This is a genomic window from Aromatoleum toluvorans (assembly GCF_012910905.1).
In the GTDB taxonomy this organism is placed as follows: Bacteria; Pseudomonadota; Gammaproteobacteria; order Burkholderiales; family Rhodocyclaceae; genus Aromatoleum; species Aromatoleum toluvorans.
The window spans coordinates 1-13,634 of record NZ_WTVN01000026.1; the positions used below are offsets into that span (position 1 = coordinate 1).

At 64.5% G+C, this 13,634-nt stretch carries 12 protein-coding genes; 11 read left to right on the plus strand and 1 reads right to left on the minus strand.

The features are described from left to right. From serC to GPA22_RS15770, 11 genes are all read left to right on the plus strand, one after another. Positions 1-825: 3-phosphoserine/phosphohydroxythreonine transaminase (gene serC / locus GPA22_RS15720; RefSeq protein ID WP_246264438.1), on the plus strand; the 825-nt coding region annotated here is incomplete at its 5' end. A 40-nt stretch (positions 826-865) separates the two neighbouring features. Next, a complete protein-coding gene (pheA, locus tag GPA22_RS15725; protein WP_169257009.1) occupies positions 866-1,930 on the plus strand; it encodes a prephenate dehydratase in 1,065 nt (354 codons plus the stop codon). Positions 1,931-1,979: 49 nt separating this feature from the next. Continuing rightward, entirely contained in the window at positions 1,980-2,882 is a 903-nt protein-coding gene (locus tag GPA22_RS15730; protein WP_169257010.1) for a prephenate dehydrogenase, read from the plus strand. Between the two features lie 2 nt (positions 2,883-2,884). Then, positions 2,885-4,819 carry a bifunctional 3-phosphoshikimate 1-carboxyvinyltransferase/cytidylate kinase gene (locus tag GPA22_RS15735; RefSeq protein WP_169257011.1) on the plus strand — a complete coding sequence of 645 codons (1,935 nt, stop codon included), beginning with the start codon at positions 2,885-2,887 and terminating at the stop codon, positions 4,817-4,819. Positions 4,820-4,957: 138 nt separating this feature from the next. Then, a complete protein-coding gene (gene rpsA, locus GPA22_RS15740) occupies positions 4,958-6,634 on the plus strand; it encodes a 30S ribosomal protein S1 (protein ID WP_425483964.1) in 1,677 nt (558 codons plus the stop codon). 12 nt (positions 6,635-6,646) lie between these two features. Then, a complete protein-coding gene (locus GPA22_RS15745) occupies positions 6,647-6,931 on the plus strand; it encodes an integration host factor subunit beta (protein WP_169257013.1) in 285 nt (94 codons plus the stop codon). Between the two features lie 92 nt (positions 6,932-7,023). Continuing rightward, entirely contained in the window at positions 7,024-7,341 is a 318-nt protein-coding gene (locus tag GPA22_RS15750; protein ID WP_169257014.1) for a LapA family protein, read from the plus strand. Between the two features lie 5 nt (positions 7,342-7,346). Further along, a complete protein-coding gene (gene lapB / locus GPA22_RS15755; RefSeq protein WP_169257015.1) occupies positions 7,347-8,522 on the plus strand; it encodes a lipopolysaccharide assembly protein LapB in 1,176 nt (391 codons plus the stop codon). A 77-nt stretch (positions 8,523-8,599) separates the two neighbouring features. Further along, positions 8,600-9,922, plus strand: a complete 1,323-nt coding sequence (locus tag GPA22_RS15760; RefSeq protein WP_169257016.1) for a UDP-glucose dehydrogenase family protein — start codon at positions 8,600-8,602, stop codon at positions 9,920-9,922. 111 nt (positions 9,923-10,033) lie between these two features. Beyond that, on the plus strand, positions 10,034-10,924 hold the full coding sequence (gene cysM, locus GPA22_RS15765) for a cysteine synthase CysM (protein WP_169257017.1): 891 nt from the start codon (positions 10,034-10,036) through the stop codon (positions 10,922-10,924). Positions 10,925-10,944: 20 nt separating this feature from the next. Continuing rightward, the gene (locus GPA22_RS15770) at positions 10,945-11,733 is read left to right on the plus strand and encodes a 3'-5' exonuclease (RefSeq protein WP_169257018.1); all 789 of its coding nucleotides are present in this window, start codon (positions 10,945-10,947) and stop codon (positions 11,731-11,733) included. A gap of 115 nt (positions 11,734-11,848) precedes the next feature. On the opposite strand, the gene GPA22_RS15775 is transcribed toward GPA22_RS15770, so the two are convergent. Next, entirely contained in the window at positions 11,849-13,576 is a 1,728-nt protein-coding gene (locus GPA22_RS15775; RefSeq protein ID WP_169257019.1) for a nitrite reductase, read from the minus strand. Positions 13,577-13,634: the final 58 nt, after the last annotated feature.

The following is a 13,634-nucleotide window of genomic DNA, read 5'->3' on the forward strand; positions in this document are numbered from 1 at the left end:
GCCCGACAGGGTGTCGGCGGAGCGGTCGAGGGAGAGGTAGTCGAGGCCGACGTTGATCAGGAAGCTGAGGCGGTCGGAGATTTCCTTGACGATCTTGGCAGCACCGAGACCGCAGGGTTCACGCGCGCCGTGCGGGCGGACGAGTTGCAGCTCGATCCGCAGGCGGCCTATTTCCATCTGTGCACCAACGAGACGATCCACGGCATCGAGATCGGCGACGGCGGACTGCCGGCGTCGGCTGTCCCGGTCGTTGCCGACATGTCCTCCCATATCCTCTCGCGTGCGGTCGACGTGAGCCGCTACGGCCTGATCTATGCCGGGGCGCAGAAAAACATCGGGCCCTCGGGCCTCGTGATCGTGATCGTGCGCGACGACCTCCTCGGGCGGGCCGGCAGCCTTACCCCGACGGTCATGGACTACAAGGTCATGGCGGATCACGGCTCCATGCTCAACACGCCGCCGACCTACGGAATCTACATCGCGGGGCTGGTGTTCCAGTGGCTCAAGGAGCAGGGGGGCGTTGCCGCGATCGAACGGGCGAACGTCGAGAAGGCCCGGCTCCTGTACGACTTTATCGATGCCAGCGGCTTCTATCGCAACGAGGTGGATGCCGGGTGCCGTTCGCGCATGAACGTACCCTTCCTGCTGCGCGACGAAACCCTGAACGAGGCCTTCCTTTCCGGTGCCCGGGCGGCCGGGCTGACGCAGCTGAAGGGGCACAAATCGGTCGGCGGCATGCGGGCATCGATCTACAACGCGATGCCGATCGAGGGCGTGCGGGCGCTGGTGGATTACATGCGCGATTTTGCCGCGCGGAATGGTTGAAACGGCTTGAGCTGCCCCTGGCGGGGCCGATGAGGCGAGCATGAGCGACGAACTGCTGAATCTGAGGAACACTATCGACCGTCTCGACGAGGAGATCCTCGCGCGGCTTGCCGAGCGTGCGCGCAGCGCGCAGCGCATCGGGGAGATCAAGCAGGGCAACCTGTATCGTCCCGAGCGCGAGGCGCAGGTGCTGCGCCGGCTCGCGTCGGTGAATCCGGGCCCGCTGCCGGACGCGGCGGTGCAACGGATCTTCCGCGAAATCATGTCCGCCTGCCTGGCGCTCGAGCATCCGACCAAGGTCGCTTACCTCGGGCCTGCGGGGACCTTTTCCGAAAGTGCGGCGCGCAAGCATTTCGGCGGCGCGGCGGCGCTGATGCCGACGGCGGCGATCGACGATGTGTTCCGCGCGGTCGAGGCCGGCAACGCTGACTACGGGGTCGTGCCTGTGGAGAATTCGACCGAGGGCGCTGTCGGCGGCGCGCTCGACCTGCTGCTCGCGAATCCGCTGAAGATCTGCGGCGAAGTGAATCTGCGCATTCACCAGCACCTGCTGTCGAAGGCAGAGGGCATCGGTGCGGCGAAGCGGCTGTACTCCCACGCGCAATCGCTGGCGCAGTGCCACGAGTGGCTGAACCGCAACCTCGCGCATCTGTCGCGCGTGCCGGTTGCCAGCAATGCGGAGGCGGCACGCATGGCGGCCGAGGATCCCGAGTCGTGCGCGATCGCCGGCGAGGCGGCCGGGGAGCTCTATGGCCTCAATGTGCTGGCGGCCAACATCGAGGATGATCCGAACAACACGACGCGCTTCGTCGTGATCGGCGATCACGACGCCGGTCCGTCGGGATGTGACAAGACCTCGCTGGTGTGCTCGGCACCCAACCGCCCGGGCGCGATGCATGGACTGCTCGAACCGCTGGCGCGGCACGGCGTCGATATGACCAAGCTCCAGTCGCGGCCGGCGCGTGGGGGGTTGTGGGAATACGTCTTCTATGTCGATATCGACGGACATCGCGAGGACCCGGATGTCGCCGCCGCGTTGAAGGAGCTCAACGAGCGCGCCGCGTTCGTGAAGATCCTCGGCTCGTACCCGGTGGCTGCAATCTGAGCATCGGGGCGAGGCGGGGTGAAGGACTGATGTCTGCGGAGTTTCTTGCATGGGCGTGATCGACAAGCTGGTGGTGTGCGGCGTCGGCCTGATCGGCGGTTCGTTCGCGATGGCCTTGCGTCGTGCCGGCATGGTGCGTCGCATTGTCGGGATCGGGCGCAGCCAGGCGTCGCTCGCGCGGGCGGTCGAGCTCGGCGTGATCGACGAGGCCTGCTCGGACTGGGCTGCGGCGCTCGATGGCGCCGATTTCGTCCTGCTCGCCCCCCCGGTGGGGCAAATGGACGCGGTGATGGCGGCAATGGCGCCGCATCTGGCGACCGGCACGATCGTGACCGATGCCGGGAGCACGAAGCGCGACGTGATCGACGCAACCTATCGCCATCTTTCAGGGCATCTCGCTTACACGGTGCCCGGCCATCCCATCGCCGGTGCGGAAAAGAGCGGTGTCGAGGCGGCCTTCGCCAGTCTCTACGAGGGGCGCAGGGTCGTCGTCACGCCCCTGCCCGAAAACGAGCCGGCGGCCATCCTCAGGGTGCGCGAAGCCTGGGATGCGTGCGGTGCGCTGATCCACGAGATGCCGCCCCAGGAGCATGACCGCGTATTCGCCGCGGTGAGCCACCTGCCGCACCTGCTGGCTTTCGGCCTCGTGCATGATCTGGCGCAGAGGTCGAATGCCGAACAGTTGTTCAGCTTCGCCGCCGGCGGCTTCCGAGATTTCACGCGTATCGCGGCGAGTCATCCGGAAATGTGGCGCGACATCTGCATCGCAAACCGTCAGGCGCTCCTCGCAGAGCTCGATCAGTATCTCGCCGAGCTGGCTCACCTGCGTGCATTGCTCCTGTCCGGCGACGCGGCCCGCCTGGAGACGCTCTTCAGTGAGGCGCGCGCGGCCCGCAACGCGTGGGGCGAGCAGTTCGCCAATTCCGCCAATCCTGCTGCAAGCCCGGAGTGACCATGGAATTTCTTGATTTGCCGCCGCTCCTCGGCGCGAGCGGGCGGGTTCGCCTGCCCGGATCGAAGAGCATCTCGAATCGCACGCTTCTGCTCGCGGCCCTCGCCGAAGGCGAGACGGACATCCGCGATCTCCTCGCATCGGACGATGTGGAGCGCATGCTCGAAGCGCTACGCGCGCTGGGGGTCGAGTGGACGCGCGAGGAGGACAGCGCCAATTACCGCGTGCGTGGTGTCGGCGGCGCTTTTCCCGTGAAGATCGCCGATTTGTTCCTCGGTAATGCGGGAACCGCATTCCGGCCGCTGACGGCAGCCCTCGCGCTGTCGGGCGGCGAGTATCGGCTTTCGGGCGTGCCGCGCATGCACGAGCGACCGATCGGCGATCTCGTGGATGGCCTGCGCCAGGTCGGAGCCGATATCCGCTACACGGGCAACGAAGGTTTCCCGCCACTGCACATCCGTCCGGCGCAGATTCGCCCAGGGGGTGTCGTGCGTGTGCGCGGCGACGTCTCGAGTCAGTTCCTGACCGCCTTGCTGATGGCGCTGCCGCTCACGGGCGTCGAAACTACCGTCGAAGTCGTCGGAGAGCTCATCTCGAAGCCCTACATCGGCATCACGCTCGATCTGATGGCGCGGTTCGGCGTCACGGTGCGGCGGGAGGGCTGGGAACGCTTCACCATACCGGGAGGCGTCCGCTACCGCAGTCCCGGCACCGTTTTTGTCGAAGGCGATGCGTCGTCGGCCTCGTATTTTCTTGCCGCCGGCGCGATCGGCGGCGGGCCGGTGCGTGTCGAGGGCGTCGGGCGCGACAGCATCCAGGGCGATGTGCGGTTCGCCGAGGCGCTCGCACAACTCGGGGCGCACATCGAGATGGGCGACAACTGGATCGAGGCGCGCGCTCCCGCAAGCGGCCGCCTCAAGGCGTTCGACCTCGACCTGAACCACATCCCCGATGCCGCGATGACCCTCGCGGTTGCGGCCCTGTTCGCTGACGGGCCGTGCCGTCTGCGCAACATCGCGAGCTGGCGCGTCAAGGAGACCGACCGCATCGCGGCGATGGCGACCGAGCTCCGCAAGGTCGGCGCAATCGTCGAAGAAGGGCCGGATTACCTGGGTGTGACGGCGCCGGCGCGGCTGCTCCCGGCGGCGATCGACACCTACGACGACCACCGCATGGCGATGTGCTTCTCGCTGGTGTCGCTGGGCGACTGCCGCGTCCGGATCAACGATCCGAAATGCGTCAACAAGACCTTCCCGACCTATTTCGAGCGCTTTGCCGAGGTGACCAAACCGGTCCCGGTGGTCGCCATCGACGGTCCATCCGCTTCGGGCAAGGGCACGGTCGCAGCGCGGGTGGCGGAAGCGCTCGGCTACCATTGTCTTGACAGCGGATCGCTGTACCGGCTCGTCGCCTTGGCGGGGATCCGGGGCGGGCTATCCTTCGACGACGAGGCAGGACTGGCGGCGATTGCCGCGACGCTGCCGGCGCGCTTCGCCGATGGACGCGTGTTCCTCGCCGGCGAGGACGTCACCGACGCGATCCGTTCCGAAGAGGCGTCGGGGGGGGCATCGAAAGTCGCCGCGCTGCCCGCGGTCCGTTCCGCGCTGCTCGACCGGCAGCGTGATTACCGGCACGCACCGGGCCTCGTGGCCGAAGGCCGGGACATGGGGTCGGTCATCTTTCCGGACGCCGGGACCAAGATCTTCCTGACGGCAACTGCCGAGGCGCGCGCCGAGCGTCGCTATAAGCAGTTGATCGAAAAGGGAATGGCTGCTAACATGAAAAGTCTTCTAAAGGATCTTCAGGATCGGGATGCGCGCGATGCGGCCCGAACCGTGGCGCCCCTGCAGAAGCTGCCGGATGCGGCGCTTCTCGATACCACCGAAATGGACGTCGAGCAGGCCGTCGGCTTTGTGCTTGACCGGGTTCGTTCCTGACAGGGCGTTCCCGACGAGGTGGATCGCCAGCCCGGATGCCGGGGGCGACCTTTTTTACAATCTACCACTGGTGGCCGCTTCCGGGCGGCTTTTGGATTTCAACTCTTTATGACCTCTGCCACCTCCGTTTCCGATTCCATGGAAAATTTCGCCGCGCTGCTCGCCGAGAGTGAGGCCCGTCAGGACATGCGTCCTGGTGAAGTGATCACCGCCGAAGTGGTCAGCATCGACCACAACTTCGTGGTCGTGAATGCCGGCCTCAAGTCCGAGAGCTATGTTCCCATCGAGGAATTCCGCGACGACCGCGGCGAACTCGAAGTCCAGGTGGGCGACTTCGTGCACGTTGCGATCGACGCCCTGGAAGACGGTTACGGCGAAACCCGCCTGTCCCGCGAGAAGGCCAAGCGTATCGCCGCCTGGAACGACCTCGAGAAGGCGCTCAACGAAGGCTCCCTGGTGAAGGGCCTCATTTCGGGTCGCGTGAAGGGCGGTCTGACCGTCATGACCAACAGCATCCGCGCTTTCCTGCCGGGCTCGCTGGTCGATATGCGTCCGGTCAAGGACACCACGCCGTACGAAGGCAAGGAATTCGAATTCAAGGTCATCAAGCTCGACCGCAAGCGCAACAACGTCGTCGTTTCGCGCCGGGCCGTGCTCGAAGAGACCATGGGTGAAGAGCGCGAAAAGCTGCTCGCCAACCTGAAGGAAGGTACCGTCGTCAAGGGTATCGTCAAGAACATCACCGACTACGGCGCGTTCGTCGACCTGGGCGGCATCGATGGCCTGCTGCACATCACCGACCTGGCATGGCGTCGCGTGCGTCACCCGTCGGAAGTGCTCAACGTCGGCGACGAGATCGACGCCAAGGTGCTCAAGTTCGACCAGGAAAAGAACCGCGTCTCGCTCGGCCTCAAGCAGCTCGGCGAAGATCCGTGGGTCGGCATCGCCCGCCGCTACCCGCAGGGCACCCGTCTGTTCGGCAAGGTCACGAACATCACCGACTACGGCGCGTTCGTTGAAGTCGAGCAGGGCATCGAAGGCCTGGTGCACGTGTCCGAAATGGACTGGACCAACAAGAACATCCACCCGACCAAGGTTGTCCAGCTGGGCGACGAGGTCGAAGTGATGATCCTCGAGATCGACGAAGACCGTCGCCGCATCTCGCTGGGCATGAAGCAGTGCATGTCGAACCCGTGGGACGATTTCGCGATCAACCACAAGAAGGGCGACAAGGTGCGCGGCCAGATCAAGTCGATCACCGACTTCGGCGTGTTCATCGGGCTGGACGGGGGTATCGACGGTCTGGTGCATCTGTCCGACCTGTCGTGGAGCGATGCGGGCGAAGAGGCCGTGCGCCGCTTCAAGAAGGGCGACGAAGTCGAGGCCGTCGTGCTGGCGATCGACGTCGAGCGCGAGCGCATCTCGCTGGGTGTCAAGCAGCTCGAAGGCGACCCCTTCACCAACTTCATCGCCACGCACGAGAAGAACAGCCTCGTCAAGGGTGCCGTGAAGTCGGTTGATGCCCGTGGTGCCGTGATCGCCCTGAACGACGATGTCGAAGGCTACCTGCGTGCTTCGGAAGCCGCGGCCCATCGCGTCGACGACCTGACCACCGTGCTGAAGGAAGGTCAGGAACTCGAGCTGATGATCATCAACGTGGATCGCAAGACCCGTTCGATCAATCTCTCGATCCGCGCGAAGGATCAGGCCGAACAGAGCGATGCGATGCAGAAGCTGGCTTCGGATACCGCCTCCAGCGGTACGACCAACCTCGGTGCGCTGCTGAAGGCCAAGCTGAACGAGCAGAAGCAGTAAATCTGATTGGTCATGACCAAATCGGAGCTGATTGCGAAGCTGGCGGCGCGTTTTCCGCAGCTGGTCGCAAAAGATGCCGATTACGCGGTCAAGATGGTGATCGATGCGATGTCCGACGCGCTGGCGCGCGGGGATCGCATCGAGATCCGCGGGTTTGGCAGTTTTGCGTTGAACTACCGTCCGCCACGTGTGGGACGTAATCCGAAATCCGGAGACAAGGTGCATGTACCCGAGAAGTACGTGCCCCATTTCAAGGCAGGCAAGGAATTGCGCGAGCGCGTCGATATCGCCGTCTGAGCGTGCAGTTTCGGGTTTTGCCTCGTGATCGAGTGGGAAGGCGGCGTGAGCCGCCTTCTTTTTTGTCATTCGCTCGGAGATAATGCGGCCCCATGCGCCTCCTAATGTGGTTCTTCCGGCTTCTCCTGTTCTTCCTGCTGTTCGGATTCGCAGTGAAGAACGACCATCTGGTCAGCCTCCAGTTCTTCTTCGGCAGTGCCTGGCAGCTGCCGCTGGTGTTCGTCATCCTGGTGGCGTTTACCGCGGGGGCCCTTCTGGGGGTGACGGCGACTTTCGGATCGCTGCTGCGCCAGCGGCGCGAGATCGGCCGTCTGCGTCGCCAGCTCGCGCGCGCCGAGCGTGACCGGCAGGCTTCGCCGAGCGTGACGCCGCCGTCTGCGCCCGAGATGCAAGCGCCCGAGACCTTCTGACTACGATGGATATTGAACTTTGGTGGTTTCTCGCCCTGCCGCTGTTCTTTGCGCTGGGCTGGCTCGCCGCGCGCATCGACATCCGCCAGGTCGTGCATGAATCACGCGCGCTGCCGCGCTCGTATCTTTCCGGTCTCAACTTCCTGCTCAATGAGCAGCAGGACAAGGCGATCGATGCCTTCATCGAGGCGGTGAAGATCGATCCGCATACGATCGAGCTGCACTTCGCGCTCGGTAGCCTGTTCCGGCGCCGGGGCGAAACGGACCGTGCGATCCGCATGCATCTGAACCTCGTCGATCGCGAAGACATGTCCGAGGAGCAGCGCATGCAGGCGCTCGCCGAACTGGGGCAGGACTATCTGAAGGCGGGTCTCCTGGATCGCGCCGAGGCGGTGTTCGTGCAGTTGCGCGCGTCGCGCCTCAATGACGTCGCCATGCGCTACCTGCTCGAGATCTACCAGCAGGAGAAGGACTGGGCCAAGGCGGTCGAGGCTGCGAAGGCGTTGCCGGATCACGAGAGCGTGATGTGGCGCAAGGAGGTGGCGAACTTCTATTGCGAACTGGCGACTTCCGCGCTGGCGAGCTCGAAGTTCGAGGAAACGCAGAAGTATCTGGACGAGGCCTTCTCGATCAATCGCCGCTGCGTGCGTGCCAGCCTGGTGCTGGGCGATCTGGTCGCCGCACAGGGCCGGCACGAGGAGGCGATCGAGGTGTGGAAGCGCGTCGAAAGCCAGGATCCGATCTATCTGGCGCTCGTGGCCGAACGCATCATGGATGCGCATGCGAAGCTGGGGCGCGTGGAGCAGGGGCAGACCTTGCTGCGCTCGTGGCTGGAGCGCCACCCTTCGCTGGATCTCCTCGACGAGGTGTTCCACTGGGAACTGGAGAAGCGAGGGTCGCGTGCCGCGTACGATCTGGTGCGCGAAGAGTTGCGGCGCAATCCGACCTTGCTGGGGCTCGACAAGCTGCTGGAGGCGGCCTTGCTTCACGCCCCGTCCGAGCAGCGCGGCGACATCGAATTGGTGAAGCAGCTCATCCATGGGCACACTCGGCGCGTGGCGCGCTATCGCTGTGCCGAATGCGGGTTCAAGGCGCGGCAGTTCCAGTGGCGCTGCCCCGCCTGCGGTGGCTGGGAGACCTATCCTCCCCGGCGCACCGAGGAGTACGATCTGGCGCCCTGAGCGCCGAGATTTGTCCCGATTCTCCGACGGTCTGCGGAAGGCGGGCCGTCTTGCATTTGCAGAAATGAGGTTGAAAGATGAAGATCACCGTCGTCGGTACCGGATATGTAGGGCTCGTCAGTGGGGCGTGCCTCGCGGACGTTGGCAACGATGTACTGTGCCTTGACGTGGATCCGGCAAAGATCCGCATCCTCGAGGAAGGCGGCATCCCGATCCACGAGCCGGGGCTGCTGGAGATCGTGCGTCGCAACGTCGCGGCCGGGCGTCTGTCCTTCACGACGGATGTCGAATACGCGGCAAGATTCGGGGTGATCCAGTTCATTGCCGTCGGGACGCCGCCCGACGAGGACGGCTCCGCCGACCTGCAGTATGTGCTGGCAGCGGCGCGGAACATCGGCCGGCACATGGACGGCTACCGTGTAGTGGTCGACAAGTCGACCGTGCCGGTCGGGACCGGTGACAAGGTTCGTGACGCCATCGCGGCGGAGTTGCAGGCGCGCGGCGTGGATCTGCCCTTCAGCGTGGTGTCGAACCCCGAGTTCCTGAAGGAAGGAGCCGCGGTCGAGGATTTCATGCGACCCGACCGCATCATCGTGGGCGCCGAGGACGAGCGCGCCATCGACCTGATGCGGGAACTGTACGGACCGTTCCAGCGCAATCACGAGAAGCTGCTGGTCATGGATGTGCGCAGCGCGGAGCTGACGAAATATGCCGCCAACGCGATGCTCGCGACGCGCATCAGCTTCATGAACGAACTGGCGAACCTGTCCGAGGTGCTGGGCGCCGACATCGAACTGGTGCGTCAGGGCATCGGCTCGGATCCGCGCATCGGCTGGCACTTCCTGTATGCGGGGTGCGGTTACGGCGGCTCGTGTTTCCCGAAGGACGTCAAGGCCCTGGTCAGCACCGGGCGCGAGCATGAGCACGATCTGCTGCTCCTGAATGCGGTCGAGCAGGCGAACGAGGCGCAGAAGCTGCGGCTGGTGGACAAGATCGTCGCCCGTTTCGGTCCGGATCTGTCGGGGATGCATTTCGCCCTGTGGGGGCTCGCGTTCAAACCCAACACCGACGACATGCGCGATGCGCCGAGCCGCGTGATCATCGGCGAGTTGTTCCGTCGCGGGGCGACGGTATCAGCCTACGATCCGGTGGCGATGGCCGAGGCGAAGCGCATTTTCGGCGACGAGCCGCGCCTGCGTTACGTGGATCGGCCGATGGCCGCGCTCGACGGCGCGGACGCGCTGGTGATCGTCACGGAGTGGAAGGAATTCCGCAGTCCGGATTTCGAGCGCATGCGCACGATACTGCGTCATCCGGTCGTTTTCGACGGGCGCAACATGTACGAGCCGGCAACGATGAAGCGGGTGGGGCTGGAGTATCACGGGATCGGCCGCCGCTGAAGCGCGGCGCGCCGGCGTGGGCGCTATAAGCTTATGCCGCGCCGCGGGTTATCGTGGCTGCCGCCGGCAGCTTAAGATCGTTGGTGACCAACGATACCGGATATTAGCCAGATGGATTTCAAGACACTCGACGATTACGTAGGCCAGACTCCGCTGGTGCGCCTGCAGCGCATCGGGGCGGGGCGCAACAACGTGATCCTCGCCAAGCTCGAAGGCAACAACCCGGCCGGGTCGGTCAAGGACCGCCCGGCCTTGTCGATGATCGTGCATGCGGAGCGGCGCGGCGACATTCGCCCCGGCGATACGCTGATCGAGGCCACCAGCGGCAACACCGGCATTGCGTTGGCGATGGCGGCGGCGATCCGCGGCTATCGCATGATTCTCGTGATGCCGGAAAACCAGAGCGTCGAGCGACGCCAGACGATGCGCGCCTTCGGCGCCGAGCTGGTGCTCACGCCGCGGGAAGGTGGCATGGAAATGGCACGCGACGTGGCCGATCGCATGCGCGACGAAGGCAAGGGCATCATCCTCGATCAGTTCGCCAATCCCGATAATCCGCTCGCGCACTACGAGGCGACGGGGCCGGAGATCTGGGAACAGACCGGCGGGCGCATCACGCATTTCGTCAGCAGCATGGGCACGACCGGCACCATCATGGGCTGTTCGCGCTTCCTCAAGGAAAAGAATCCGGCGATCCGCATCATCGGTTGCGAGCCGGACGAAGGTTCGCAGATTCCGGGCATCCGCAAGTGGCCCGAGGCCTATCTGCCGCGCATCTATGAAAAGCCGCGCGTCGATGCGCTGGAGCGCGTGAGCCAGGCCGATGCGGAGGAGATGACGCGGCGGCTTGCGCGCGAAGAGGGCATCTTCGCCGGGATTTCGTCGGGCGGCGCGATGCACGTGGCGGTCCGGCTCGCGGCGCAGCTGGAGAATGCCGTGATCGTGTCGGTGATCTGCGACCGGGGCGACCGTTACCTGTCGACGGGCGTGTTTCCCGGCTGAAGGCATTTCTGGAGTCGTAGATGCCGGTCCTCGTATTCGATATCGAAACCATTCCGGACGTGGCCGGCATCCGGGTGCTCAACGGCCTGCCGGATGATCTGAGTGACTACGAGGTTGCGGAGTTTGCGTTCCAGCAGCGCCGCGCCGCGAGCGGAACCGATTTTCTGCAGCATCACCTGCAGCGCGTCGTGACGATTTCATGTGCGCTGCGGGATGCGAACCAGTTTCGCGTGTTCTCGCTGTCGGAGCCGGACAGTGGCGAAGGCGAGATCATCCAGCGCTTCTTCGACGGCATCGAGCGCTACACGCCGCAGATCGTGTCGTGGAACGGCGGCGGCTTCGATCTGCCGGTCCTGCATTACCGCGGCCTGCGCCATGGCGTGTCGGCGCCGCGCTACTGGGATCAGGGCGAGGGCGACTATCACGACTCGCGTGACTTCAAGTGGAACAACTACATCGGCCGCTATCACAGCCGCCATCTCGACCTGATGGATCTGCTGGCGATGTACCAGCCGCGTGCGAATGCGCCGCTCGACGAACTCGCGAAGCTGATGGGCTTTCCGGGCAAGCTCGGGATGGACGGCTCGGCGGTGTGGCCGGCGTGGCAGGAAGGGCGGATCGCGGAGATTCGCGACTATTGCGAGACGGATGTCGTGAACACCTATCTCGTGTATCTGGGTTTCCAGCGGATGCGCGGCCAGCTGGACACGGCCGCCTACGTGGCCGAACTGGACGTGGTGCGCGGCTCGCTCGCGCGCGTCGACGCGCCGCACTGGAAGGAATTCCTGGCCGCCTGGCCGGCGTCCTGACTTCCTTCTTCCTTCCGGCCTGAAAGCGAATCGCGCTTCCTGATAAGTAAAAAAACGGCCAGCGTGATGGCTGGCCGTCGGTGCTACGGTCCGGGGCGGCGGGGCCGCCACGGGATCAGTACACGTCGTGCTGCGTGTTGTACACGTTGAAGTGGCCCGTCGGCGTGATCAGCTTCGGATCCCGGATCACGGTCTTCAGCTGCAGGGTCTTGTCGTCGACGACGACGATCGCCGACTCCTTGTCCTTCGCCGACCAGACCGAGAACCACACCTCGTTGCCGTCCTTGTTGTACTCGGGTTGCACGACGCGCTTGGCGCCGTCGTCCTTGAGGCCGGCCCAGTCGCCGATCGGCAGGACCTTGTAGCCGGCCTGCAGGTTCTTGAGGTCGTAGACGGCGACCGACTGGCTGACCTTGGATTCCGGATGCAGCGGGTTATCCACGTAGAGGTGGTTCGATTTCGGGTGGGTCTTGATGAACAGCGAACCGCCGCCCTGGCTCTTCAGGTTTTCGACCAGCTTCCATGCATACTGCTTGTGGCTCTTCGGGTCGGTGCCGACGAGCGCGATCGAATCGTCGCCGAGGTGGCCCGTCGCCCACACCGGACCGTACTTCGGATGCACGAAGTTGGCTCCGCGGCCCGGGTGCGGGATCTTGCCGACTTCGACCAGGCCGGCGAGCTTGCCGTCCTTGGCGTCGATCGCGGCGATCTTGTTCGACTGGTTCGCGGCGACCATGAAGTAGCGCTTCGACTGGTCCCAGCCGCCGTCGTGCAGGAAGCGGGCGGAGCCGATCTCGGTCATCTTCAGGTTGGTGAGGTCGGAGTAGTCGACCATCAGCGTCTTGCCGGTTTCCTTGACGTTGACGACGAACTCGGGCTTGAAGTGCGAGGCGACGATCGACGCGACACGCGGCTCGGGGTGGTATTCCTGCGTGTCGACGGTGAGGCCGCGGGTGGAGACGATTTTCAGTGGCTCGAGCGTGTCGCCGTTCATGATGACGAACTGGGGCGGCCAGTAGGCGCCGGCGATCGCCAGCTTGTCTTCGTAGCCCTTGAACTTGGAGGTGTCCACCGACCGTGCTTCGAGGCCGATGCGGATTTCGGCGACGTTGTCGGGTTTCTCCATCCACAGGTCGATCATGTTGACGCGTGCGTCGCGACCGATCACGAAGAGGTAGCGACCGGAGGCCGAGATGCGGGAGATATGCACCGCGTAACCGGTCTTGACGATGTTGATGATCTTCTTCGTGTCGCCGTCGATGAGTGCGACTTCGCCGCTGTCACGCAGCGTGGTCGAGAAGATGTTGGCGATGTTGTAGTTGTTCATCTTCTTCTTCGGCCGCTGCTCGGGCGGGATGATGAGCTTCCACGTATTCTTCATCTCCGCCATGCCGAATTCCGGCGGAGTCGGGGCCGTCTGCTGGACGTAGCGGGCCATCAGGTCGACTTCGGCGTCGGTGAGTTCGCCCGAGGTGCCCCAGTTGGGCATGCCTGCCGGTGATCCGTACTTGATGAAGACCTTGAGGTACTCGGTGCCGCGCGGCAGCGTGATGTCGGGCGTCAGCGGTTTGCCGGTCGCACCTTTGCGCAGCACGCCGTGACAGCCGGCGCAACGCTGGAAATAGATGTTGCGCGCCTTGTCGAACTCGGCCTTGCTCATCTTGGGCGCGTCGGGGTTGCTGTCCTTGTACAGGTCGGCTTCCGCGAGGGGGGAGCCGCCCGCATGATATCTGGCTTCGGTGTCATCGACGTGCGGTTCTTCGGCCGCGAAGGCCTGTGCGATCGCCAGCGGCAGGCTGGCGAGAACGACTGCGGCGGATAGCCATTTTCCGTGCTTGATCATTGCGATCTCCCGGTTGAGTTTGTCGTGTGGTGCGGCCCTGCAAGTGAGTGATCCTCAC

Coding starts and splice junctions, on each gene's coding strand:
- GPA22_RS15745 (WP_169257013.1), top strand. CDS start 6,647: ATGACCAAATCGGAGCTGATTGCGAAGCTGGCGGCGCGTTTTCCGCAG.
- GPA22_RS15775 (WP_169257019.1), bottom strand. CDS start 13,576: ATGATCAAGCACGGAAAATGGCTATCCGCCGCAGTCGTTCTCGCCAGC.
- GPA22_RS15735 (WP_169257011.1), top strand. CDS start 2,885: ATGGAATTTCTTGATTTGCCGCCGCTCCTCGGCGCGAGCGGGCGGGTT.
- GPA22_RS15770 (WP_169257018.1), top strand. CDS start 10,945: ATGCCGGTCCTCGTATTCGATATCGAAACCATTCCGGACGTGGCCGGC.
- GPA22_RS15750 (WP_169257014.1), top strand. CDS start 7,024: ATGCGCCTCCTAATGTGGTTCTTCCGGCTTCTCCTGTTCTTCCTGCTG.
- pheA (WP_169257009.1), top strand. CDS start 866: ATGAGCGACGAACTGCTGAATCTGAGGAACACTATCGACCGTCTCGAC.
- cysM (WP_169257017.1), top strand. CDS start 10,034: ATGGATTTCAAGACACTCGACGATTACGTAGGCCAGACTCCGCTGGTG.
- GPA22_RS15760 (WP_169257016.1), top strand. CDS start 8,600: ATGAAGATCACCGTCGTCGGTACCGGATATGTAGGGCTCGTCAGTGGG.
- GPA22_RS15730 (WP_169257010.1), top strand. CDS start 1,980: ATGGGCGTGATCGACAAGCTGGTGGTGTGCGGCGTCGGCCTGATCGGC.
- rpsA (WP_425483964.1), top strand. CDS start 4,958: ATGGAAAATTTCGCCGCGCTGCTCGCCGAGAGTGAGGCCCGTCAGGAC.
- lapB (WP_169257015.1), top strand. CDS start 7,347: ATGGATATTGAACTTTGGTGGTTTCTCGCCCTGCCGCTGTTCTTTGCG.